Here is a 24,659-nt window from a genome sequence, read left to right as displayed (position 1 = left end):
GACGAACCGTCAGGCGGCCAGCGTGCCGCGGGCGATGGCGTGCGGTCCGAAGCGCGCGCGGACCCGGTCCGTGACGGCCTCCAGCCGGCGGGCCTTCTCGTCCTCGGGGTCGAGGCTGAGCTGCCGCACGGCCCGATCGGCCGAGGTCAGGTCCTCGGCGCGCAGGGACAGCGCGCGGACCCGGGCCCGCTGGAGGCCGAGGCCCGCGTAGAGGGCGTAGGCCGTGTCGGTCAGGGCGGCCGAGTGCGCGGTGGGTTCGGCCAGGGTGCGCGTCCGGGTGAGGGTGGTGCGGTCGGCGCAGCGGACGGTGAGCGAAAGGGCACGGCAGACCTGCCCGCGGCCCTGTTCCTGTGTACGAAGCTTCGCGCCGAGCTCCTCGGTCAGCGAGAGCAGCGCCCGCCGGTGCCGTGCGGGATCCAGCTCGTCCAGATCGAAGAGCCGCTCGGCAGCGATGGCGCGGGCGGCGGCCCCCGGCCGGACGGGGGTCCGGTCGATCCCGAGGGCGCGCTCGTGCACCTCACGGCCGAGCCGGGCGCCGAGGATCCGCCGCAGGGCGGCGGGCGGGGCGGCGGCGACCCGGCCCACGGAGTCGAGGCCGTAGGAGCACAGGGTGCGGGCGGCCTTCGGCCCGACCCCGTCGAGGACGGTGACGGGCTTGCCCGCCAGGAACTCCCGTACGGCGGCGGGATCCCCGGGGATCACCAGGGTCCCCCCGGGCCGGGCCTCGCGGGCGGCGGCCCGGGCCAGCATGGGGTTCCCGGCCACGCCGACGGTGGCGTCCACGCCGTACAGGGCGAGGGCCCGGACCCGGATCACGGCGGCGAGCCGGGTGGCGTCGCAGTCGAAGTAGCGCAGGGCGCCCCGGACATCGGCGAGAACCGTCTCGGGCGGCAGCGCCTGCACGGCCGGGGTGATCCCGCCGAGCAGCGCGAGCACCCCGGCGTACTCCCGCGCCCCGAGCGGCCCCCCGTCGGCGGGGTGCGGGCGCAGGCACATCACGACCCGCTCGGCGGTGGTCATCCCGCGCTCCCGGGGCTGGAGTGCCACAGCTTGCGGCCGGTCGCGGGGCCGGTGCCGGGCGGCTGGAGGTCGGCCCAGGGGTTCATCTCGTACCCCGTGGACATGCGGATCCTGCGGCCGGGCGCCTTCGCCCCCGACTTCCCGCCCTCACCGCCGTCGCCCTCCCCGCCGTCACCGCCGCCGCCCTCGGCCGTACCGTCCCCCGACCCCGTCGGCTCGACCGGCTCGGCCGGCTCGGCGAGGCGGGCCGCGACCGCGTCCAGGCCGCCCGCCGCCCGCAGTTCCACCAGCTCCGCCAGATTCCACACCGCCGCCCCGACCACGCTCAGGCTCTGCGGGCCCCGCCGCTGCACGACACCGCGCACCAGCAGCAGGAAGGAGTGGAAGACGGTGTGCGCGCAGCGCTCATGGCTGTCGTCGAAGAAGGCCAGGTCGACCAGGCCCGTCCCGTCGTCCAGCGTCGTGAAGATGACCCGCTTCCCGGAGCGGATCGGCGGGGTCTGGGTGGCCGCCTTGGCCCCCGCGACGAGCACGGTCTGCCCGTGCTCGGTGTCCCGCAGCCGCCGCGCCGGGATCACTCCCAGTTCGGCCAGGAAGGCGTGGTGGTCCCCCATCAGGTGCCGCGAGGCGTCCATGCCGAGGACGCCCAGCTCGGCGCTGAGCCGCTCCGCCTCGGTCAGGTCGGGCAGCCCGACGGAGGCCGTCGACCGGCCGCCGTCCAGCGGGAGTTGGGGCCCGCGCACACCTGCGGCCCGCTGTGCGCCGTGCAGTTCGGACACGTGCAGCAGCAGGTCCCGCCGGTTGGCACCGAAGGCGTCCAACGCCCCGACCTGTGCGAGCCGTTCGGCGACCGGGCGGCCCGGGTGCGCCCGGTCCCAGAAGTCGCGCAGGGAGGCGTACGGCTGTCCGGCCTCGATCCGGTCCGCCTCGGCCCCGCTGATGCCGTGGACGTCGGACAGCCCGAGCCGCAGTCCCCACACTCCGCCGGCATCGGACACCAGTTCGATACGGTGGGCGGCCGCCGACCGGTTCACATCCAGCGGCAGCACCGGCACGCCCCGCCGCCGCGCGTCCGCCAGCAGCAGCCGCTTCGGGTACATCCCCGGATCGTGGGTCAGCAGCCCCGCGTAGAAGGCCGCCGGGTGGTGCGCCTTCAGCCAGGCCGACTGGTAGGTGGGCACCGCGAAGGCCACCGCGTGCGCCTTGCAGAAGCCGTACGACCCGAAGGCCTCCACGATCTCCCAGGTCCGGCCGATCACCTCCACCGGATAGCCGCGCTCGGCCGCCCTCGCCGCGAACCAGACCTTGATCCGCGCCTGCGACTGCGGGTCGGACAGCCCGCGCCGCACCCGGTCCGCCTCGTCCCGCCCGCAGCCGGTCATGACGTGCACGATCTCGATGATCTGCTCGTGGAAGACCACCACCCCGTACGTCTCGCGCAGCGCGTCGGCCAGGTCCGGGTGCGGGAAGCGGACCGGCGCGCGCCCGTGCCGGGCCTCGATGAAGGGCCGCACCATGTCGGCGGCCACCGGCCCCGGCCGGAACAGCGAGATGTCGACGACCAGATCGTGGAAGGTGGCCGGCTGCAGCCGCCCCACCAGGTCCCGCTGGCCCGGCGATTCGATCTGGAAGCAGCCCAGGGTCTCGGCCGAGCGGATCAGCTCGTACGTGGCCCGGTCGCCCGGCGGCACCTGCGCCGGGTCGTCCAGGTCGAGGTCCTGCCCCGTGCCGCGCCGGATCTCCGCGACCGCGTGCGCCATCGCGGACTGCATCCGCACGCCCAGCACGTCCAGTTTGAGCAGCCCGAGCTCCTCCACGTCGTCCTTGTCGAACTGGGACATGGGGAAGCCCTCGCCGCTGGTGGGGACCACCGGCGTACGGGCGAGCAGGGAGTCGTCGGAGAGCAGCACCCCGCACGGATGCATGGCGATGCCGCGCGGCAGCGCGTCCAGCGATTCGACGAGCTCCCAGAGGCGGCCGTACGACTGCCCCCGTACGTCACGCAGTTCGGGCAGCTCCTCCAGCGCGGCGCGGGCGTCACGCGCCCGGATGTGCGGGAAGGCCTTGGCGAGCCGGTCGGTGACGGCAGGGTCCATGGACAGGGCGGCGCCGACGTCGCGGATGGCGTGCCGGACCCGGTAGGTCTCGGGCATGGAAACGGTGGCGACGCGCTCGGTGCCGAACCGGTCCATGATCCGCCGGTAGACCTCCAGCCGGCGGGCGGACTCCACGTCGATGTCGATGTCGGGCAGGACCCGCCGCCGCTTGGAGAGGAAGCGCTCCATCAGCAGGCCGTGGGCGACGGGGTCGGCGTGCGCGATCCCGAGCAGGTGGTTGACGAGGGAGCCGGCACCGGAGCCGCGGGCGGCCACCCGGATGCCCATCTCCTTCACGTCGTCCACGACCTGAGCAACCGTCAGGAAGTACGAGGCGAAGCCGTGGTAGGCGATGATGTCGAGCTCCTGGTGCATCCGCTCCCAGTACGCGCGGTCGCCCGCGTACCCGCGCAGCACCATGCCCGCCGAGGCCCGCGAGGCGAGGACCCGCTGGGCGCTGCGGTGGGCCGCGCCGACGAGCCGCGCCTCGGGGAAGTGCACGGAACCCATGCCGAGGTCGTCCTCGGGATCCACGGAGCAGGCCTCGGCGGTACGCCGGGTCTCCGCGAGCAGGCGCCTGGCGTCGGCGGGGCGCAGGCCGGCCGCCTGCGCGATCCGGTCGGCGGCCTCGGCCATGGCGGCGGGGTCCTTGAGCCAGCGCTCGCCGCTGTCGAGCGGGTGCGCGGGATTGCGGGGGTCGATGGGGACCAGGCGGCGGGCCGCGTCGAGGATGTCGGCGACCGGGCCCTGGCCGGGGTCGGCATAGCGGACGGCGTTGGTCAGCACGGCCGGGAGGCCCTGGTCGGCGGCGAAGCCGACGGTACGGGCGGCCAGCCGGAGCGAGCCGGGCCCGGTACCGGTGCGGCCGTGGTGGACGGCCTCCAGGCGCAGGGAGTCGCCGTAGACCTCCCGCCAGGGTCCGAGCAGCCGGGCGGCCCGGTCGGGACGCCCCGCGGCGAGCGCCCGCCCCACCTCCGAGTCGGGCCCGAGCAGGACGAAGACGCTCTCCCCGCGCAGGGCGCCCCAGGGCACCAGCGGGACCTCGGCGGCCCCCGCGTGGGCGGCGGTGACCATCCGGCACAGCTCGGCCCACCCGGCGGCCCCGTCCCGGGCCAGGAAGACGGCCCGCGCGGCGGACTCGTCCACGAAGGCCCCGCCCTTGACGGGGGTGCGCCGCCGGTACGAGGCCTCGCCGGGCCCGCCGCCCGCGGCGGACCCGGTCGAGCCCCCCGGCACGGCCGGGCCGGCCGCGGGCGATACGGCCATGTCCACTCCGAACAACGGCCGGATGCCCGCCCCCGCGCACGCCTTCGCGAACCGCACCGCACCCGCCAGGGTGTCGCGGTCGGTCAGGGCCAGGGCATCCATACCCCGGTCGGCGGCACGCTCCGCCAGCCGTTCCGGATGCGAGCCTCCGTAGCGCATGGAGAACCCCGAAACGGTGTGCAGATGCGTAAAACCAGGCACCCGCGGCCTCCTGCTTCGCTCGAATTGAACACCTCCCCCGCTCTCCACCATAGAGCAATTCGAATACCCGTGCGAAACACTTGTTCGATCATCCCCGCCGGGCGCCTCCGGCGGCTCGACGGTGTCCGGCTCGGCGCCGTGTCCGGCTCGGCGGTGTCCCGGGCTCTGCCCGGACCCGCGGGTTGCCCTGCGGGCGGCTCGGCGATGTCCGGCTCGCGGTGGTGTGCCGGGCGCCGCCCGGACCCCGCGCGGGGTGCCCTGCGGGCGGCTCTGCGGTGTGCGGCTCGCGGTGGTGTGCCGGGCTCTGCCCGGACCCCGCGCCTCAATCGCCGGCGAGGCTGAGTGGTGCGGGCCCGCACCTCCGCGGGCGGCGTGGCGGTGACGGTGCGGGCTGGTCGGCGCCGCGTCCCGGGCTCTGCCCGGACCCGCGCCTCAAACGCCGGCGAGGCTGAATGGTGCGGGCCCGCGCCTCCGTGAGCGGCATGGCCGGGACGGTGCGGGCCGGCGCCTTCGTGAGCGGGGTGGCCGGACCGGCATGGTGCTGCGGGCATGCCGGCCTGGGCCGGTACGTGGGGCCGGGCCGGGGTGTCTCCTCGGCTCGGCGCGCGCGGGCATGTCTCGGCCGTACGCGGCGGTCGCGCCTCGTCCTGCGGGGACACCCCGCCCCGTCCCCACTCCCCTCCACCGACACACCCCCGGGAAAGCCCTACCCCCCAATCGGGCCCCGCGTACAGCCGAAGCCTGCCGTGGGGCGGGGACACGCAGGAGGGTCCCCGCAGGACGAGGCGCGACCCCCGCCGCACGGCCGAGACATGCCCGCGCGCGCCGAGCCGAGGAGACCCTCGTGCGGGGCACCGCCCCACCCGAGATCCGCCACATCAAGCCCCGCCGGCGCTTGAGGCGCGGGGTCCGGGGCGGAGCCCCGAGCAACGCCGGGGCGGAGCCCCGTGCAACGGCGCGGCCGAGCCCCGAGCAGCGGCGGGCGCCCCGCAGGGGTTACGCCCTGTGGACCACCTCGCCCGCCACCACGACCGTCTCCGCGACCGTGCCCGGGATCCGGTCCGCCGGGACGGTGAGGATGTCCCGGGAGAGGATCACGAAGTCCGCGGCCTTGCCGACGGTGAGGGAGCCGCGTTCCCGCTCCAGGAAGTTGGCGTGCGCCGAGCCCATCGTGTAGCCGTACACCGCCGTCTCCACGTCCACCGTCTCGGCGGGCTGCCAGGCCGGGCCGTCGCCGGACAGCGGGCGGCGCGTCACGGCCGTGTAGATGCCGACCATCGGGTCCATCTCGGCCACGTTCCAGTCGCTGGAGAACGCCAGCACCGCACCCGCCTCGTGCAGGCTCCGCATCGGCCAGGCCTTGTGCCAGCGGTCCTCGCCCACGTTCTGCGCCCAGTCCTGGCCGGGTCCCGCGATCTCCGGGGCGCAGTGCCTCGGCTGCATGCACGCGATCACGCCGAGCTGCGCGAAGCGCGGTACGTCCGCCGGGTCCAGGCACTCCACGTGGACGACCTGGTGGCGGGCGTCGCGCGGGCCGTTCAGTGTCCGGGCGTGTTCCACCGCGTCGAGGACGGTCCGGATGCCGCGGTCGCCGGTGGCGTGCACGAAGCACTGGAAGCCCCGCGCGTCGAGCTTCGCCAGCAGTTCCGCGAATTCCTCCGCCGGGTAGAAGGTCTCGCCGCGGTGTGCGCCGCAGCCGGTGTACGGCTCCAGGAGTGCGGCCGTACGCGGTTCCACGACGTCGTCGATGTAGAGCTTGAGCGGGCCGACCCGCAGCCGGTCCCCGGCGAACCTGCGTGCCGCGTCGGCGAATTCGTCCAGGTCTGCGTCGCCGGTGCCGCGCGGGTGGAACAGTGCGGCGACGATCCGTGAGCGCAACCGGCCTTCGGAGCGGGCCCGTTCGAAGAGTTCGAGGTCGTCGAGGGAGTTCTGCGGTTCGACCACCGTGGTGATGCCGAAGCCGATGGCGTCGTCGAGGCTTTTGGCGAGCCGGCCGTACTGCCGGTCGGGCGAGGCCCACGGCACGCCCAGTTCGCGCAGGGCCCGGTGGCCGTCGCGGGAGAGTCCCTTGATGGCGAAGTCCTTGACGAATCCGGTGGGTTCGCCGGTTTCCGGGTCGACGGCGGCCGTGCCGAAGGGGAGGTCGGTGCGGTCCCGGGTGACGCCGAGCCGCCGCATGGCCGCCGTGTTCAGCCAGGCCGTGTGCACGTCGTACGAGAGCACGATCGCGGGGGTGTCCCCGGTGACCGGGTCCAGGTCGGCGGCGCACGGCATCCGCCCGTCGGGGATCGCGGAGTAGTCGAAGGCTTCGGCTTCGATCCATCCGGCGTCCGGGTTGGCCTGCCGCCAGGCCAGGATCCGCTCGTGGATGCCCGCGAGGGTGCGTACGCCGGCGAGCTGGACGCAGTCCGCGTCGGAGCCGAGCCGGACGTGGTTGTGGGCGTCGATGAAGCCGGGCAGGACGAGCTTGCCACCCGCGTCGATCCGCTCGGTGTCCGGGCCGGCCCAGGCGGCGGCCTGATCGTCCGGGCCGACCCAGACGATCAGGCCGTCGTGGACGGCGAGGGCCTCGGCCGCGGGCAGGTCGGGGTCGACGGTGTGGATCCGGGCTCCGGTGAGCAGCAGGTCGGCGGGGAAGGGGTGGCGTGCCATGTGGGGGTGCTCCATTGGGTGTGCGGTGTCGTTCAGGCGGCCGGGGCGTACGCCGCGACCCGGCGGCGGGTGAGGGCCCAGTAGGTGAGTCCGGAGACGGCCGCGCCGAGCAGGGTGAGGTCGGCGCCGCCGAGCGGGGCGACCAGCGGCCCGGTCCACAGCTCGGAGTCGCAGGTCAGGGCGGCGAAGGTCATTCCGGTGAGCAGGGCGGTGATGCCTGCGGGGTGGTAGCCGGAGCGGTACCAGTAGGCGCCCATGCTCCCGGTGTGCAGTGCGTCGGCGTCGTAGTGGCAGCGGCGGAGCAGCATGTCGGCGAGGAAGACCCCGCCCCAGGGGGCGAACACGATGATCAGCAGGGAGAGGAAGGAGAGCAGGGAGGTGGTGAAGTCGGTGAAGAACAGCGCGGCGAGCGAGCCGAGGGCGGTGACGGCGGCGCTGATGACGATGGCCCGGGCGCGGCTCCAGGGGATGCCGAGGACCTGGAGGTTCAGGCTGGAGGAGTAGAGCGTGATGATCGAGTTGGTGACCGAGCCGCCGAGTACGAGGGCCAGGAAGAGCGGCTGGAACCAGCCGGGGAGCAGGCTCTCGGCTCCGGCGACGGCGTCGGTCATGTCGGTCTGGGTGGCGGCGGCGACGCCTGCGATGCCGAGGGCCACGGAGGAGAGGAAGCCGCCGAGGGCGCCCATCCAGGTGAGGGACTTCAGTGAGGTGGTCCGGGGCAGGTAGCGGGTGTAGTCGGCGGGCATCGGCAGGTACGAGAAGGGGCCGGCGAGCATGACGACGAAGGCGAGGCTCCAGCCGGAGAGCCCGGGTGCGGCGCCGGCGGGGGCGGCGGTGTCGGTGCCGGGCAGGACGAAGAGGAGCAGGACGCCGAAGCCGGCGGCGAGGACGTAGGCCATCCAGCGCTCGGCGAACTGGACGGTGGCGTGGCCCCACATGGCGACGGCGAAGGTCAGCGCGAGGGTGGTCAGGAGGGCGACGGCGCGGCCGGCGGTGCCGCTCTGCCAGCCGATCTCTGCGAAGAAGACTTCCAGTGCGAGGGTGCCGACCACGGTGTTGACGATGGTGTAGCCGATGCTCACCACCCAGTTGAGGACGCCGGCCGGGAAGTTGCCGCGGACGCCGAAGGCGGCGCGGGAGATCACCAGGGTGGCGGTGCCGGTGCGGATGCCGCTGAGTCCGGCGGCGCTGATGGCGAAGAAGGACAGTCCGCCGATCACGACCACGGCGGTGGCCTGCCAGAAGGAGAGCCCGAAGGCGACGGCGAGGGCGCCGTTGATCACGTAGGTGAAGGTGAGGTTGGAGCCGAACCAGAGCCAGAAGAGGTCCTTGGCGCTGCCGTGGCGTTCGGCGTCGGGGATGGGGTCGATGCCGTGCGTTTCGACCCGGAACACCTCGTCGACGTCGATTGTCTCCTGCTGCCCCATGGCGGACCCCTGACCTTGAACGATCTTGAATGGCGTTCTAACTTCTTGAATGGCATTCAAGATGAGGGCTGGACCTCGACCCCGTCAAGACCCTGTCCGGGATAAGGTCGGTCCACGAAGATCCGGAGGGCGGGAGCGGTGGCGGGAGCAGCGCGGCGGCGCGACGGGCAGATCGCCCAGGAGCGGATGCTGGAAGAGGCCATGGCGGCCATCGCCGAGGACGGGCTGGCCGCACTCACCATGTCCGCGCTGGCCGAGCGGCTCGGCACCAGCGGCGGCCACATCCTGTACTACTTCGGCAGCAAGGACCGGCTCCTGCTGGAGGCCCTGCGCTGGAGCGAGGAGCAGCTCACCGGGGAGCGCCGGGCGCTGCTGGGCCGCAGGGTGACGGCGGCGCGCAAGCTGGACCAGTTCCTGGAGCTCTACCTCCCCGAGGGCCCCCGCGACCCGCGCTGGACGCTGTGGATCGAGCTGTGGGCCCGTACCGCCTCCAACCAGCCGCTGAAGGCCGCCCAGGAGGAGATCGACGACAGCTGGCAGCGCGACCTCGAGGCACTGCTGGCCAAGGGTGTGGACCAGGGCCGTTTCGCCCCCATGGACGTGCCCGCGCGGGCCTCGGAGCTGCTCGCCCTGCTGGACGGCCTGAGCACCCGGGTGGTCCTGGGCCAGCGCGGCGCGGACCGCGCCCGGGCCCTGGAGCAGGCCCGTTCGGCGGCGGCCCTGCTCGTTCCGCTCGTTCCGCGCGCGTGAGGCGGCGGGAACTCCGTCATTTCCGTACGCGGCCCGGCGTCCGCTGCGGCAATTCGACGCCAAAAAGCGGAGGCTTCCGCGCCGAATAGGGCCATTCAGAGCGGGTCCGGGATCCGTTCACACCCATTCACGCCCCTCACGCGCCCTGTTGACCAGGGCATATGCGGAGGCCACAAAGCCGTTCCGGTTTCGTGAAGCCCTTCACAAGAATTCCGCCCGAAGTGCGCCCTACCGCGCTCCTCCCCCAGCGAGCACAATCGCGGTGACGACTCGCATCGATCGTGAAGGAGGGAGCGCGTGCGCAATCAGGTGCGCACAGCGGACGGGCGCGCTCTGACCGTGGAGCGCCGGGGCGATCCGGACGGCAGACCCGTCTTCCTGCTCCACGGCATGCCGGGCAGCCGCCTCGGACCCGCCCCCCGGGGCATGGTCCTCTACCAACGCCGCATGCAGCTCATCGCCTACGACAGACCCGGCTACGGCGGCTCCGACCGCCACCCGGGCCGCACCGTCGCCGACGTGGCCCAGGACGTGGCCGCCATCGCCGACGCCCTCGGCATCGACACCTTCGCGGTCGCCGGCCGCTCCGGCGGCGCCGCCGGAGCACTGGCCTGCGCCGCCCTCCTGCCCGACCGGGTCACCCGGACCGCGGCGATGGTCGGCCTCGCCCCCCGGGACGCGGAGGACCTGGACTGGTTCGCCGGGATGGCCGCGTCGAACGTACGGGAGTACACCACCGCCACCGACGACCCGGAGGAACTGGCGGCCCGTCTGATCCCGCGCGCGGCCGGCATCCGCAAGGACCCCGGCCGGCTCCTCGACGAGCTGCGCCGGGAGCTGACCGACAACGACCGCATGATCGTCTCGGACGCCGGCCTGCGGTCCATGCTCCTGCGGAACTACCGCGAGGGGCTGCGCCATTCGGCGTACGGATGGATCGACGACGTCCTCGCCTTCAGCCGCCCCTGGGGCTTCGACCCGGCCGACATCCGCTGCCCGGTGCTCATCTGGCACGGGGAACTCGACGTCTTCTCCCCCGTGGGCCACTCCCGTTGGCTGGCCCGCCGCATCCCGGGGGCCACCACCAACATCGTCCCGGCCGCCGCGCACTTCGCCGCCCTGCGGGCGCTGCCCGACGTACTGAACTGGCTGCTGCGGGATCTCCCGGCGCCCGGCCTCACCGAACAGCAGCCCGCCTAGGGGGCATTGCCGCCACCCGGACCCGCTCCCCGCGACCCTTCGGCGGCGGGGGCGGCTCCGCACCGGTCGGGCCGGACCCCCGACGACGGCACAGACCCTCGCATCGCACCAGGTCAGCGGGGTACGGCCGACGTAGGTACGGGCCGGCACGGCCGCCTCTCGGTCCCCCGGCGATGAAAAGGATCTTTCTTTGCGGGAAACGACCGATTCAGCCACCTCGAGATATCCCCACGCTTTGCAGGGAAGTCATGACCAGGCGTCATGTCTCGTGTTGCGAATGGGGTGTGGCCGAGTAAAGTCCACGCTTGACAACAGCATCACGCTCTTGTCATTCACATGCCCATTCCACATGGCTTCCCCAAGGACGGTGCCGTGAACACTTCAACGACCCCCGCGACCAGCTCGGTCAAGGCCCACCGGGTCCCGCTCACCAAGATCGACGTCCACTCCGCGTCCGCGGCGACGACGCTCGGTCGCGTGCTGCCGGCCGAATCTGCTCGTCCGGTTCAGGCACCTATCTTCAACTCCGCGCTCTGACACCGAAGTATGCGCTCTAGACTGGCGGAATGACCGGCCTGATCGCATTTCGCGAGATCGTCCTGAAAGTTCACAGCAGATGCGATCTTGCTTGTGATCATTGCTATGTCTACGAACATGCAGATCAGAGCTGGCGAGCCCGGCCGAAAGTGATCTCCCCCGAGGTTATTTCGCATACCGCGTCGCGGCTCGCCGAACATGCCCGTGACCATGCACTCCCCTCCGTCACGGTGATCCTCCATGGAGGGGAACCCCTGTTGGCGGGTACGTCCCGGCTCCGTCTCGTGTGCGAGGAGTTCGGCCGGGCGCTCAGCGGGATCGCCGCCCTCGACCTGCGCATCCACACCAACGGGCTCCAGCTCAGCCGTCGTTACCTCGACCTCTTCGACGAGTTCGACGTCCGGGTCGGCATCTCCCTCGACGGGGACCGCGCCGCCAACGACCGCCACCGGCGCTTCGCCGACGGCCGTACGAGCCACCCGCTGGTCCTCGCCGCCGTCGCGCTCCTGCGCTCGGAGCCCTACCGCCACCTGTACCAGGGCCTGCTCTGCACCGTGGACGTGGCCAACGACCCCGTCGCCGTCCTCGACGCGCTGGTCGAACTGGAGCCCCCGCGCGTGGACTTCCTCCTCCCGCACGGCACCTGGGAGACTCCCCCGGCCCGCCCCGACGGCGCCCCCGACGCATACGCGCGCTGGCTGCTGCGGGTCTTCGACCACTGGGACCGGCTGGGGCGCCCGGTACCCGTACGGCTCTTCGAATCCCTCCTCTCCACCCTGCGCGGCGGCCCCAGCCTCACCGAGTCCCTCGGCCTCGCGCCCACCGACCTGGTCGTCGTCGAGACCGACGGGACCCTGGAGCAGGTGGACTCCCTCAAGAGCGCCTTCGACGGGGCCGCCGCCACCGGGTTCAACGTCTTCGACCACGCCTTTGACCAGGTCGCGGCCCATCCCGGGGTCCGTGCCCGGCAGCTGGGCCTCGCGGGCGTCAGCGACTCGTGCCGCCGGTGCCCCGTCGTACGTTCGTGCGGCGGCGGGCTCTACACGCACCGCTACCGCGAGCGGAACGGCTTCGACAACCCCTCCGTGTACTGCACCGACCTGCGCGAGCTCGTGGACGGGGTCGAGGGCCGCACGGCACTGCGGGAGACCGCGCCGGAGCTGTCCGACCCCGCCGAACTCACCCGGTCCCAGCAGGAACTGACCCGGATGCTGCTGGCCCGGCTGCACGCGGACCTCGCCGGCGACCCGGACTGGGCGCGCGCCTGGGAGCTGCTGGCCGCCGTGGAACGGGCCGGGGAGGCGGGCGCGGACGCGCTGGACGCCGTACTGGACCACCCCTTCACCCGGACCTGGGTCCTGGCGGCCCTGGACGCCGCCCGCGGCGGTACGCAGGACACCGCGGAGGCGGCGCGCAGGCTGACCGCCCTGGGCGCCGCGGCCGTGCTGCGCGGCGGGCTGGAGCTGCCCGCGGAGGTGGCCTACCGGGACGGCGAGGTGTACCTGCCGACGCTGGGCCTGCTGCGGCTCGGGGAGCCCGGCACGGAGGGGCGGGCCGCGCTGCACGTCACCGACGAGGGGTACGCCGTACGGGACGGCCGCGCCGAGCACCGTTTCGGCCCCGCGGCCGGGGACGCCCGCTGGCAGCCCGTACGGACCTGGTCGCCCGGGCCGGACGCGGCCCCGGTGGCGCTGGAGGACCTCGACCCGTACCGCAAGTGCTTCGCCCGCCCGCCCAGGCTCCGCCTCGGCACGGGCGAGGCCGAGGAGTGGCGGGGCAGGCTGGACCGGGCGTGGGCGCTGCTGCACGAGGTGGTGCCGGAGTTCGCCCGGGCGGCGGCCGCCGGGCTGACCACGCTGACCCCGCTCGCGGGCGGCCCCCGGGCGGGCGGCTGGGGCGAGGCCGGCCGGCACGGGCCGGGGGCGCTCGGGGTGCCGTACGCGGCGGGGGTGCGGGAGACCGCGCTCGCGCTGCTGACCGGGCGGCGGCGGACCCGGCTGCGGGCGCTGACCGAGGTGGCCGACCTGTACGCGCTGGACGGCGAGTGGCAGCACCGCTCGCCGTGGCGGGAGCGGCCGGTCCCGGTGTCCCGGCTGCTGGCCGACGTGCACGAGCGGGTGGCGGTGGAGGCGTACCGGCGGGCCACGGCGGCGGCCGAGCCGGGCGGCTCGGACCGGATCCACCGGGCCTTGGACCGGCTGTCGGAGGCGGCCGAGCTGACCGTCACCGGCAAGCGGCTGGTCGCGGAGCTGCGCTACGAACTGAAGACGGTCGACGCGTGAGCGCCGCCCCCTCCCCAGGCGCCCCTTCCCCCGCCGCCCTTTCCCCCCGCGCCCCCTCCTCCGGCGTCGGACGGCTCCAGCTGGCCGTGCGGTTACGGCTGCTCGGGGTCCGCCCCGGTATGCGCCTGCTGGTGCACGCCGCCCTGGGCGGGACCGGGCTGCGCGCGGAGCTGTTGCGCGACGCGCTGACGGGCGTCCTCGGCCCGCGCGGCACGCTGGTCGTCCCCGCGTTCACCCCGGCGAACTCCAAGACCTCCACCGCCCATCTGGAGCGGATCGGCGGCCTGGACGAGGCCGGGGTGCGGGCCTTCCGCGAGCGGATGCCCCCGTTCGACGCGGCGAGCACCCCGAGTCAGGGCATGGGCTCCCTCGCCGAGGCGGTCCGCACCGCGCCGGGCGCGGCGCGCAGCGCCCACCCGCAGACCTCCTTCGCCGCGCTCGGGGCGGACGCGGAACGGATCTGTGCCGGGCACCGCCTCGAAAGCCATTTGGGGGAGGAGTCTCCCCTGGGGAAACTGTGCTGGGAGGGCGGCCAGGTACTCATGATCAATGTGGGGTTTTCGGTCTGCACCGCGTTCCATCTCGCGGAGTATCGAATTCCGAAGCCCCCCTTGCGCATGTACGAGTGTGTGGTGAAGGTGAACCTTCCGGGGCTGCAAAGGCACCGGCAGGAGGGGGAGTGGACCTCATACGAGGACGTCGCGCTGGATGACAGCGATTTCGCGGAGATCGGTGAAGCGTTTCCGGATTCCCGGGTGCGCAGGGGGCGGGTGGGAGGCGCGTCGGCCATGCTCTTCTCCCTCCCGGAGGCCGTCGATCACGCGCTTGACTGGATGACCGAAAACAGACGCTGATTGACTGAACCATGAGGGGATGTGGCGAAGCAGCTCCGGAATGATGTTTCTTCGCTCGCATCTTCGGGACGGGGGTCGTGTGCCCGCATCAGGGGAGCCGTACTTTTTTCTCAGTTACGCACATACACCGAGGTTCGGGGCCGGGGGCCCCGACCCGGACATGTGGGTCGAGCGCCTTTTCCGTGACCTCTGCGGACACGTGATGGCGCTGACGGATCTGCGTGCCGGGTACGACGTCGGGTTCATGGACCGGGAGATACGCAGCGGCGAGGGCTGGTCCGAACGGCTGGCCCGGGCACTCGCCAACTGCCGTGTCTTCGTTCCCCTGTTCTCGCCGCGGTACTTCGCGAGCGAGATGTGCGGGAAGGAGTGGTTCGCCTTCGCGCAGCGCGCCGTCCAGCACGGTGCGGTCCGCAACACACCGGCCGAGGCCATCGTGCCCGCGTTATGGGTGCCGGTCCCCCCGGAACAGCTCCCCGGTCCCGCCGAGCGGTTGCAGTTCAACCACAACACCTTCGGGGAGCGCTACGTCACCGACGGCCTGTACGGGCTGATCAAGCTGCGGGGCTACGCCGAGCAGTACGAGCAGGCGGTGTACGAACTGGCCCGGCGGATCGTACAGGTCGCCGAGACCGCCCACCTGGAGCCCATCCGCCCGCTGGACTACCGGAACGTGCCCAGCGCCTTCGGCTCCAGCGGCAGTCCCGCCCGCACCCTGCACGTCACGGTGGCCGCCGCCTCCCGGCACGAGCTGCCCGAGGGCCGCACCCCCGAGTACTACGGGGACAGCGCCCTGGAGTGGAACCCGTACCACCCGGTCGCCCAGCGGCCCATCGCCTACGTCGCCGAGGACCTGGTCAAGAACCTCAACTACCAGACCACCATGTCCTCCTTCGACGACGATGCCGGACATCTCGACGGCAAGCAGCTGCCGACCCGGCCGGAGATCCTGATCGTCGACCGCTGGGCGGTGGAGGACGAGGACCGGCGCCAGCGGCTGGCCGCCTTCGACCGGGACCCCCGGCCGTGGATCAACGTGGTGGTGCCGTGGAACCGGTACGACCACCAGAGCCGGACCAAGGAGAGCGAGCTCGCCGACCGGCTGGAGGCCACCATGCCGAAGACGATGAGCCAGGGCCGCGCCGCCTGCCGGGCCGCCGCCAACGGCGTGGCCAACGTGGAGACCCTCGGCCAGATCCTGCCGCAGGTGGTCGAGGCCGCCGCCCAGCAGTTCCTCAGACACGCGCAGCCGTATCCGCCGAAGGGCGACACCTCCATCGAGCGGCCGCGGCTGCTCGGTCCGATGGGGATGAACGGGCCGCCCGGGCCGCCATCGCCCCGTGTCCCCTTCCCACCCGACTCCGACCGGTACCGGACCGGGCCGGCGGGAGCCGGCCTCCACGACAACGACGACAACGACACCGACCGGGGGGACGCGGATGACAGCGAGCAGTGACAGCGACAGCGACAGCCGTGACGGACGCATCGTCACCTTCTATTCGTACAAGGGCGGCACGGGCCGCACCATGGCGCTGGCCAACACGGCCTGGATCCTGGCCGCCAACGGCAAGCGGGTCCTCGCCGTGGACTGGGACCTGGAGGCGCCCGGCCTGCACCGCTTCTTCCACCCCTTCCTGGACCCCTCCACGCTCGGGGCCACCACCGGGGTCATCGATCTGATCAGCGAGTACGCGTGGGCGGCGACCAGCCCGGTGCAGCGGCCCGACGACTGGCACAAGGACTACGCGCGGATACAGCCGCACGCGGTCTCGCTCACCCCGGAGACCCACGGCTGGGAGTTCCCGGACGGCGGCACCCTGGACTTCGTCTCGGCGGGCCGGCAGAACCGCGAGTACTCGGCGACCGTCTCCACCTTCGACTGGGACAACTTCTACGACCGGCTCGGCGGCGGGCTCTTCTTCGACGCGTTACGCGCCGACATGAAGCGGAACTACGACTACGTCCTGATCGACAGCCGCACCGGTCTGTCCGACATCGCGGACATCTGCACGGTCCACCTCCCCGACGTCCTCGTCGACTGCTTCACGCTGTCCGACCAGTCCATCGACGGCGCCGCGTCCGTGGCCCGGCAGATCGACGAGCGGTTCAACGACCGCGGCATCAAGATCTACCCGGTCCCGATGCGCATCGACGAGGGTGAGAAGGAGAAGGCGGACGCCGGCCGGGCGCTGGCCCGGATCAAGTTCGACCGCTTCCCGAACGGCCTGGTCGGGGACGAGCTCACCTCCTACTGGGGCGCGGTGGAGATCCCGTACCGGCCCTACTACGCCTACGAGGAGACCCTGGCCACCTTCGGGGACGAGGCCGGGCTCACCAACTCCCTGCTCTCCGCCTTCGAGCGGCTCACCGCCGTGGTCACCGAGGGCCACATCACCTCCATGCCGGTCATCGGCGAGGAGGTCCGGCTGCGCATCAGGGACGCCTTCACCCGGCGCCGCCCGGCGCTGCCCGCCGACCTGTTCCTGTCCTACGTCGCCGAGAACCGGATGTGGGCCGACTGGATCGAGTCGGTGCTCACCCGGGCCGGTTTCCGGGTCGTGCCCAAGGACGTCTCGGCCGAGCGGGCTCCGGGGGCGACCGCCGGGGACACCCTCGGGGGCGCGGGCATCAGCATCGACACCGCCGCCCGCACCGTGGTGCTGCTCTCCACGGCCTACCTCAAGTCCGCGCGGGCCGTGGACGTGTGGGAGCGCGCGGCCGCCGAGGATCCCACCGGGGGCCGGCGCCAGCTGGTGCCGCTGAGGGTGGGGGACGTACGGCTGTCGACGCCGTACATCGACCGCAACCCGGTGGACCTCTTCCGGCTGGACGAGGTGCACGCCACCACCGCCCTGCTGCGTGCGGTGGAGCGGCCCATGGCCCTGCCCGACAGCGCGGGCAGTGCCTCGCAGCCCGGCCCCCGCTTCCCGGGGACCGTCCCGAAGATCTGGAACGCGCCGCCCCGCAACCCCGGGTTCACCGGGCGCAGCATCGTGCTGGAGCGGATGCGCGACCAGCTCGGCGGGGGCATGGCCGTGGTGCTGCCGCAGCCGCAGACCCTGTTCGGGCTCGGCGGCGTCGGCAAGACCCAGGTGGCGCTGGAGTACGTGCACCGGTTCATGGCCGACTACGACCTGGTGTGGTGGATCTCCTCGGAGCAGACCGACGACGTGGTCGCGGCGCTCGCGGAGCTGGCGGTGCGGCTGGGTGCGCAGACCGGCGAGGACATGGCGGCCGCCTCGCAGGAGGCGATCGACCTGCTGCGGCGCGGGGTTCCCTCCTCCCGCTGGCTGCTGGTCTTCGACAATGCGGACGATCCGGAGACGCTCAAGCGGTTCTTCCCGCCGGGCGGTCCGGGCCATGTCCTGGTGACCTCCCGCAACCAGTCCTGGTCGCAGTACGGTGACGCGCTGCCGGTGGACGTGTTCCTGCGCGAGGAGTCCATCGAGCACCTCCAGCGCCGGGCCCCCGGGCTCAGCAAGGACGACGCCGAGCAGGTGGCGGTGGCGGTGGGCGACCTGCCGCTGGCCGTCGAGCAGGCGGGAGCCTGGATCGCGGAGACGGCGACGCCGGTGTCCGCGTACATCGAGCAGCTGGCCCAGCAGGCCGCCCGCGTGCTGGCCCTGAACCAGCCGCCCGGGTACCCGGAGCCGGTGGCGGCCACCTGGAACATCTCCATCGAGCGGCTGCAGTCCCGCTCCCCGGCGGCGGTCCGGCTGCTCCAGCTGTGCGCCTTCCTCGCGCCCGAGCCGATCTCGGCGAACCTGCTGTACAGCAAGGAGATGATCGACGCCCTCAAGCCGTACGACTCCTCGCTCCAGGAGAAGCTGGTGCTGGGCCGGGTGATCCGGGAGATCGGCCGGTTCGCGCTGGCCAAGGTCGACCAGGTCAGCAACAGCATCCAGGTGCACCGGCTGGTGCAGGCGGTGATCCGCAACCAGCTGACCGAGGAGGAGCAGCGGGAGGCCCGGCACGCGGTCCACCGGATCCTGGCCGGTGCCCGCCCGGACGACGACGAGCCGATCGACAACCCGGAGACGTGGCCGCGGTTCAACACCATCTGGTCGCACCTGACCCCGTCCGAGGCCCGGTTCTGCAAGGAGCCGGAGACGCGCCGGCTGCTGATCGACCGGGTGCGCTACCTCTGGAAGCGCGGTGACTTCAAGGCCGCGTACTCGCTCGGGGAGGAGCTGCGGGAGTCCTGGAAGGAGATGCTGGGCAACGACGACCTCCAGTACCTGTACCTGCGCTTCCACCTGTCGAACATCCTGCGCTCGCAGGGGCGGTTCGTGGAGGCGAAGGAGCTGGACGAGGTCACGCTGGAGCGGCAGCGCGCCGTGCTCGGCCCCTCGCACCCGCACACCTACATGACCATGAGCGGTCTGGCCAACACCCTGGGCGCGCTGGGCCAGTACGGGCAGGCGATGGAGCTGGCGACCGATGCGCACGAGGGCTTCAGCCAGATCTTCCACGAGGCGCACCCGCGCACGCTGGCCGCCGCGAACAACCTGGCGCTGAACCTGCGGCTCGTGGGCCAGTACACCAGAGCCCGCGAGATCGACCAGGAGGTGCACGACCTGCGTACGGAGGTGCTCGGGCCGGAGCACCCGTACACCCTGTCCTCCGCGCAGAACCTGGCCCGCGACCTGCGGGAGGTGGGCCGGTACGAGGATTCGGTGCAGCTGCTCAGCCGGACGTACGAGACGTACAAGCGGACGCTGGGGCGGGCCTTCCCCGGCACCCTGTCGGCCGCGAAGAACCTGGCCGTGTCGCTGCGCCGGGCCGGTCAGCTGGAGGACGCCCTGCGGCTGACGACGGCCACCCGGGCCCGGTACCGGGCCAAGTACACCGCCGTCAATCCCGACCTGCTGTCCTGCGAGCTCAACCTGGCCTCGGACCTGTTCGCGACCGGCGACCCGGGCGGGGCGCGGGACCTGGCGCAGGAGGTGGTGGACGAGTACATGAAGGTGCCGGGCGAGCGGCATCCGTACACGCTGGCGGCGGTGAACAACCTGGCCGTCTTCCACTGGGGCACGGGCGCCGCGGAGACGGCGGAGACGATGCTGCGCCAGACGATACGGGGCATGCGGGACGTGCTCGGCGACAACCACCCGCACACGGTCTTCGCCCATCTCAACCTGGCCAACACCCGGGCCGATCTGGGCGATCCGGAAGGTGCGCTGGAGCTGGAGCGGCTCGCGGTGATGAGGCTGCGCGAGGCGCTGGGGGCGCACCATCCGGAGACCCTGGCGAGCAGCTCGAACATGGCGGTCAGCCTGGACTCGATGGGCCGCAAGGAGGAGGCGGCCCGGCTGCGGGCGGAGGCGGTCTCCGAGCTGACCCGGCTGCTCGGCGAGGACCACAGCCTGACCCGGTACGCACGCGACGAGCGGCGGATCCATCGCGACCTGGAGCCTCTCGCCGTCTGATCCGACGGAGGGCGGCGGGGGCTCCGCGACCGCGGGGTCCCGCCGCCCGCCACCCGACAGCAGGGGGGCGCTGTGACCGACAGCATGACCTTTCGAAACGAGGACCTGCCGGCCCTCTTCCACCACACCGACCAGGCGGCGATCTCCCGGCAGCGGGAGTCCACCCAGGCCACGCGGGCCCAGTTGCTGCTGCTGGTCCTGGCCGCGGCGGCCGCCGCGCTGCCCGCCGGGCCGAAGCTGGGCTCGATGTACCTCTTCGGGCTGCTGAGCGTGCTCTCGTACGTGGGGGTGCTGGTCGTCGGCATGCGGGCGACCCGGCGCCGGGCCCGCCCGCAGTGGCAGCTCAACCGCAGTGCGGCGGAGTTCATCAAGTCGCTGGCCTGGCGGTACGCGGTGCACGGGGCGCCGTTCGGCAGTGAGGTCGCCGATCCCGGGGCGACGTACCGGACCCGGCTGGAGGCGGGTCTGGCCGAGCTGCGGAAGATGGGCTGGGAGGATCCGCGGACCTCCGGGGCGGTGCCGGAGGGCGGGGAGATCACCGGCGCGATGCAGCGGCTGCGCGGGATGGACTACCAGGCGCGGCGCGAGACGTACGTACGGGACCGGCTGATCGAGCAGCGCAACTGGTACCGGCGGCGGACGGAGGTGTCCCGGCGGGCGACGAACCTGTGGTCGTGGACGATCGTGCTGCTGACCTGTCTGGCCCTGCTGTTCGCGCTGCTGGGGTCGTTCGGTTCGGGTCCGGGGCCGAGGCTGACGGCGCTGCTGAGCGCGGCGGCGGCGGCCGGTATCGCCTGGAACGAGGTGCGGCGCCACCATCCGCTGATCGAGGCGCACACCCTGATCGAGCAGGATCTGGCGGCGATGATGGTCGTGATGCAGACGACGATCACCGAGTCCCAGTGGCCCTCGTCGGTGTACGAGACCGAGCGGTACGTGTCCCCGCAGCACACGGACTGGCTGGCCCGGCACAGCAGTTGAGGGCCGTGGCCGATGCGGCCTCGCGGGGGGCGTGGCTCAGTCCCGGGTCACGCCCTCGCGCCAGATGACGGTGACCGGCTTGCCGAGCGCCCGGGCGTAGGCGACGATCTCGCCGGTGCCGCCGTGCCCGCGTGCGGGCTGTCCGTCCCAGACGGCGACGAGCCGGTCGCAGGAGTCGGCGATGAAGGTGCCGGCGGCGTAGTAGGCCTCGTCGGTGGAGCGGGCGAAGTCCATCCGGATCTCCTGGGTGGCCCGGATCCTCAGTCCCTGGTAGCGGGCGAGGGCCTCGGCGTCCTCGAAGGTGTCCTCGTAGTCCTCGCTGGGGATGACCACGGTGAGCCCGGCGCCGTGTTCCAGCGCGATGGCTGCGAACAGCTGGTCCGCGCCCTCGGCGAGGCTGGAGAAGGCCTCCAGTGGTCCTTCGTGGCCGCCCAGGACGCCTCGCAGGGCGTCCTCCACATGGCCGAGCACCGAGTCCGGAATGGCTCGGTGCCCGGTCACGCCGATGCGTTTCATGCAGAAACCAGCCTCCCCCGTGGACACGGTCCGCCCGGACCATCCTCCCAGAAGGCGGGAGGACGTCCAGGGGTGCGGCGGGGGCGCATGAGTCACCGTCAGTAGACGCTGACTCCGTAGGCGTTGAGGGCCTCGACCACGGGCTGGAAGAAGGTGGTGCCGCCCGAGGAGCAGTTGCCGCTGCCGCCGGAGGTCAGGCCGACGGCCCGGGTTCCGGAGTAGAGCGGGCCGCCGCTGTCGCCGGGTTCGGCGCACACGTTGGTGCGGATCATGCCGTAGACGACGTCGCCGCCGCCGTAGTTGACGGTGGCGTTGAGGCCGGTGACCCGGCCGCTGTGGATGCCGGTGGTGGAGCCGCGCCTGGTCACCGACATGTTGACGGTGGCGTTGACGGCGCTGGTGATGTCCTGGCTGCCGACGGTCCCCGGGGGTACCGGTGTGTTGCTCGCGTACTTGATGAGGCCGTAGTCGTTGGTCGGGAAGCTGGATCCGGTGGTGGAGCCGAGGACGGTGGTGCGGGCGGAGTTGGTCCACCAGGTGCCGGCGCCGTCGGTGCAGTGTCCGGCGGTCAGGGCGTAGTAGTTGCTGCCGCTGCGCACGTTGAAGCCGAGCGAACAGCGCCAGCTGCTCGCGTAGATCGCGTCGCCGCCCGAGGCCAGCTTCGTCAGCCTGCCGGGGATGCGTTCGATGCGCAGGGCTGCGGCGTCGGCTCCGGCCTCGCGCTTGATTCTCGCGATACCGGCCTGGGAGACCGTGGAGTCGGCGGAGACCACGAGGGTTCCGGTGGCGGGGTCGGTGTGCCAGGCGGTGCCCGCCACGTCGGCGCGCAGGACGGATGCGCCGGCCGAGGCGAGTCGGTCGGCGCTGAATGCCGTGTCCTGGCCGTCCCGGCTGGAGTCCGCGCTCGCGGCCGTGGGGACGGCGAGCGCTGCGGCGGCGGCCAGGCCGGTGGCCGCCGCGAGCAGCCTGGTACGGGTCATGCGCTTGATCCTCACTTCTCGTCCTCCTGGAGAGGGTCGGGGGCCCGGCGGTCGTGGGGGTGCCAGAGCCCGTGAGGCGCAGCCGGGGGCACGGCGGGTGCACAAGCTTTGGCCGTGTCCCTGACAAGCGCTGTCGGGAGTGTCCTGTCGTCAGATACCGGTCGCAAGAGCGGCTTTCAGCCTCCGCTCACCCGCTGCGACCGCGAACGGCAGCGTGTTCCCGGGTGGCGGGAAAGGACAGATGAAGTGGTCCGCGAAGGCGCAGGGAGGCAGCAGGGACCGGTTGAAATCCACTGTGATCGCGCCCCGCGCGTCGGGTATGCCGGGCTTGAGGAAGCGGAAGCGGTAGCTGGTGTGCCCGCCGGTGGCGTCCCCGAAGACGGCCCAGAGGCTGCCGTCGTCCGCGTCGACGGCGACCTGGAGCCGGTGCTCGGCACCCTCGAAGGAGAAGATCAGCTCCCCGCCGAGGCCGAGCCCGCGCGCCCGTCCGTCGGCGTTCTCCACCTGGACGCTCCGGTCCTCGGCGTACGGCCGGAACCGCCCCGGCAGGGCGTGGGCGGGGTCGTACGGGGTGGTCTCGACACCGGCGAAGGCCCGGCGGGCCTCGGAGTCGGGGTCGAAGACGCGTACGCCCCACTCCCCCTCGCGCCGGATCACGACGATCCGCAGGGCCCCGGCGGAGAGCCGGGCGTGCGCGGGCGGGCCCTCGTCGGCGTCGAGGAGGACCTCACCCGTGAAGGGCTCGCCGTCGAGCCGGCAGGAGTCCTCGGCGGTGGCGGTCAGCCCCGCACCGGCCTCCGTGGCGCGCCAGTGCCCCGGAACGGCCGGAATTCGACCTTCCGGGTAGTCGGCGAGCCAGAAGGTTCCGGTCAGCGCGAGGGGGCCGTAGGGCGCGGACACGGCCGCCGCCCTGCGCTCGTGCCATGTCCGCCACGCGGCGTGCGGATCGTCTGCGTCGTCACTCATCCCGCTCAGCCCTTCCACGCCGGTCCGGACGGGAATCCCCGCGTACGCCGTCCGGACCTGTGAAATCCGAAAGGGCGTCAGCACCCGTCGCAGGGACAGCAGCAGCAGTCGTCGCATCCGCAGTTGCTGCAGCAGTCGCAGCCCTCGCAACAGTCCTCGCCGTCGCAGAGCGGCTCGCGCCGCTCGCGCGACCACGGGCCCTCGTACTCCGTGCAGCACATCTGGCACGTGCAGAACAGTCCGACGGCCACCGCGCAGCCCGCCAGCAGCCCGCGGCGCGGCCGCTGCGGGGGCAGCCCGCCGCCACCGCCACCGCCGCCCGGCCCCATGGGCGGGGGCATGCCGGGCCCGCCGGGGGCCTGGGGAGCGTTCGGGGCGTAGGGGTTGCCCCCGTACGGATTCCCGCCGTACGGGTTCGCGCCGTACGGGTTCTCCACCGCCGGGCCGCCCGCGTACGGGTTGCCGCCCTGTCCGGCGGAGGCCGTCGCGGTGTGGCCGCAGCTGCTGGTCCCGAAGGCCCGGTCCACCGAAGTGCGCAGCTCGTGCACGAGCAGCCGGTGGGCGAGCCCGGCGTCCGCGAACTCGACCTCGCGCAGCGCCAGCCGGATGCCGTGGAGTGCGTCGTCGCAGAGCCGGCGGGCCTCGGTGAGCGGGGTGCCGGTGGCGGTGAGCGGGTTCCAGGCGCCCGCGACGGCGTCGGCGCCCTGGTCCTCCACCGCGTCCAGCAGGTGCGCGAGCCGGCCGAAGTACCTGCCCGCCTCCGCCAGCGCGGGGGCGTTGCCAGGCCGTCCGGCCAGCTGCGCGGTATGCGCGAAAGCGGCGGCCGTCGCGGTCTCCGTCGGCTCGGTCACCACGAGCACGGGCGTGCCCGGCCCGGCCAGGGTCTCGATGCCCGCCTGCCGGTCCACGGCGTCGACGAGCACCGCGGTGTCGAAGCCGAGCGAGGCCCCGGTGCGGGCCCCGGCCCGGTCCCAGCCGCGGGCCACCTTGCGCGCGGCGGCGGCTATGGGGGCACGGGCCAACAGCCCGTCCCGGTCTGCGACGTGGTCGCGCACCTTGGCGGAGGCGAGCACGAGCGAGACGGCGGCGGCGAGCCGCGCACCCTCGCCCCGGGCGACCGGGGCGGTGCGCATCCCGCGCAGCGGGCAGGGCCCCGCGGTGCGCCGGGCACCGGGCACGGGCCCGGACTGAGCCTCCGTCAGAACGGAGACCAGCAGCCCGTCGTAGTTCGTGACGATCCGGGCGAACTGCCCGTGATCCCCCCGAAGTGCCAGACAGAGCCCGCACAGATGGGCCATCCACTCCGCCTTGAAGCGCTCCCCCAACCGGTGCGTGCAAGGTCTGACGATGCCGAACAAGCTCTTCCCCCGTGTGTCGTACGCGTGCTTGCCGGGCATCGTATCGACCCGCGTGTTTCACCCGTACGTCCGCGTCGCTCACCCGTAAGGCCGCAGCGGTCGTATTTTCACTCAGTCAGCAGCGGTAGCCACCAGGATCCTTGA

General features: G+C 72.8%; 16 protein-coding genes. 8 read left to right on the top strand and 8 right to left on the bottom strand.

Going from position 1 to position 24,659, the window contains the following annotated elements:
- Positions 1-9 precede the first annotated feature (9 nt).
- The 4 genes from B6R96_RS27470 to B6R96_RS27455 form a co-directional block, all read right to left on the bottom strand.
- Entirely contained in the window at positions 10-1,020 is a 1,011-nt protein-coding gene (locus tag B6R96_RS27470) for a DNA polymerase Y family protein (RefSeq protein WP_081523923.1), read from the bottom strand.
- Positions 1,017-4,634 carry a DNA polymerase III subunit alpha gene (locus B6R96_RS27465; protein ID WP_443069971.1) on the bottom strand — a complete coding sequence of 1,206 codons (3,618 nt, stop codon included), beginning with the start codon at positions 4,632-4,634 and terminating at the stop codon, positions 1,017-1,019. The genes B6R96_RS27470 and B6R96_RS27465 overlap by 4 nt, the downstream gene beginning before the upstream one ends.
- A gap of 945 nt (positions 4,635-5,579) precedes the next feature.
- Positions 5,580-7,235: an amidohydrolase gene (locus B6R96_RS27460; RefSeq protein ID WP_081523921.1), complete on the bottom strand. Its 1,656-nt coding sequence runs from the start codon at positions 7,233-7,235 to the stop codon at positions 5,580-5,582.
- Between the two features lie 32 nt (positions 7,236-7,267).
- Positions 7,268-8,662 carry a purine-cytosine permease family protein gene (locus tag B6R96_RS27455; protein ID WP_081523920.1) on the bottom strand — a complete coding sequence of 465 codons (1,395 nt, stop codon included), beginning with the start codon at positions 8,660-8,662 and terminating at the stop codon, positions 7,268-7,270.
- 138 nt (positions 8,663-8,800) lie between these two features.
- Between B6R96_RS27455 and B6R96_RS27450 the strand changes: the two genes are divergently transcribed.
- The 8 genes from B6R96_RS27450 (at position 8,801) to B6R96_RS27415 (ending at position 20,695) form a co-directional block, all read left to right on the top strand.
- Positions 8,801-9,412, top strand: coding sequence for a TetR/AcrR family transcriptional regulator (locus B6R96_RS27450; protein WP_053702647.1), 612 nt, complete (start codon positions 8,801-8,803; stop codon positions 9,410-9,412).
- Positions 9,413-9,709: 297 nt separating this feature from the next.
- The gene (locus B6R96_RS27445; RefSeq protein ID WP_037861279.1) at positions 9,710-10,612 is read left to right on the top strand and encodes an alpha/beta fold hydrolase; all 903 of its coding nucleotides are present in this window, start codon (positions 9,710-9,712) and stop codon (positions 10,610-10,612) included.
- A 336-nt stretch (positions 10,613-10,948) separates the two neighbouring features.
- Complete coding sequence (fxsA, locus tag B6R96_RS39025; RefSeq protein ID WP_078626627.1) at positions 10,949-11,149, top strand: FxSxx-COOH cyclophane-containing RiPP peptide; 201 nt, start codon at positions 10,949-10,951, stop codon at positions 11,147-11,149.
- Positions 11,150-11,178: 29 nt separating this feature from the next.
- Positions 11,179-13,431 (top strand): radical SAM/SPASM protein FxsBH, inactivated beta-hydroxylase extension form, encoded by a 2,253-nt coding sequence (fxsBH, locus tag B6R96_RS27435; protein ID WP_203351666.1) that lies wholly within the window; start codon positions 11,179-11,181, stop codon positions 13,429-13,431.
- A 119-nt stretch (positions 13,432-13,550) separates the two neighbouring features.
- Positions 13,551-14,285 (top strand): aminoglycoside N(3)-acetyltransferase, encoded by a 735-nt coding sequence (locus B6R96_RS27430; RefSeq protein WP_081525286.1) that lies wholly within the window; start codon positions 13,551-13,553, stop codon positions 14,283-14,285.
- 43 nt (positions 14,286-14,328) lie between these two features.
- Complete coding sequence (locus B6R96_RS27425; RefSeq protein ID WP_158721329.1) at positions 14,329-15,741, top strand: TIR-like protein FxsC; 1,413 nt, start codon at positions 14,329-14,331, stop codon at positions 15,739-15,741.
- Positions 15,725-19,714, top strand: coding sequence for an FxSxx-COOH system tetratricopeptide repeat protein (gene fxsT / locus B6R96_RS27420; RefSeq protein WP_107475591.1), 3,990 nt, complete (start codon positions 15,725-15,727; stop codon positions 19,712-19,714). Before B6R96_RS27425 ends, fxsT begins: the two co-directional genes overlap by 17 nt.
- 84 nt (positions 19,715-19,798) lie before the next feature.
- Positions 19,799-20,695, top strand: coding sequence for a DUF4231 domain-containing protein (locus B6R96_RS27415; protein WP_081525283.1), 897 nt, complete (start codon positions 19,799-19,801; stop codon positions 20,693-20,695).
- A 36-nt stretch (positions 20,696-20,731) separates the two neighbouring features.
- Here the strand turns inward: B6R96_RS27415 and B6R96_RS27410 are convergent, their stop codons facing one another.
- The 4 genes from B6R96_RS27410 to B6R96_RS27395 all read right to left on the bottom strand — a co-directional run bounded on the left by B6R96_RS27410 (position 20,732) and on the right by B6R96_RS27395 (position 24,515).
- Entirely contained in the window at positions 20,732-21,211 is a 480-nt protein-coding gene (locus tag B6R96_RS27410) for a hypothetical protein (protein WP_081523919.1), read from the bottom strand.
- Between the two features lie 98 nt (positions 21,212-21,309).
- Positions 21,310-22,206, bottom strand: a complete 897-nt coding sequence (locus B6R96_RS27405; protein ID WP_081523918.1) for a S1 family peptidase — start codon at positions 22,204-22,206, stop codon at positions 21,310-21,312.
- Positions 22,207-22,341: 135 nt separating this feature from the next.
- Positions 22,342-23,157, bottom strand: a complete 816-nt coding sequence (locus B6R96_RS27400; protein ID WP_081523917.1) for a DUF1684 domain-containing protein — start codon at positions 23,155-23,157, stop codon at positions 22,342-22,344.
- 77 nt (positions 23,158-23,234) lie between these two features.
- A complete protein-coding gene (locus tag B6R96_RS27395) occupies positions 23,235-24,515 on the bottom strand; it encodes a DUF5685 family protein (protein WP_081525282.1) in 1,281 nt (426 codons plus the stop codon).
- Between the last annotated feature and the right edge of the window lie 144 nt (positions 24,516-24,659).

The organism is Streptomyces sp. Sge12 (assembly GCF_002080455.1).
In the GTDB taxonomy this organism is placed as follows: domain Bacteria; phylum Actinomycetota; class Actinomycetes; order Streptomycetales; family Streptomycetaceae; genus Streptomyces.
The sequence above is the reverse complement of the archived record's forward strand: the minus strand, read 5'-3'. Positions and strand labels throughout refer to the sequence as shown.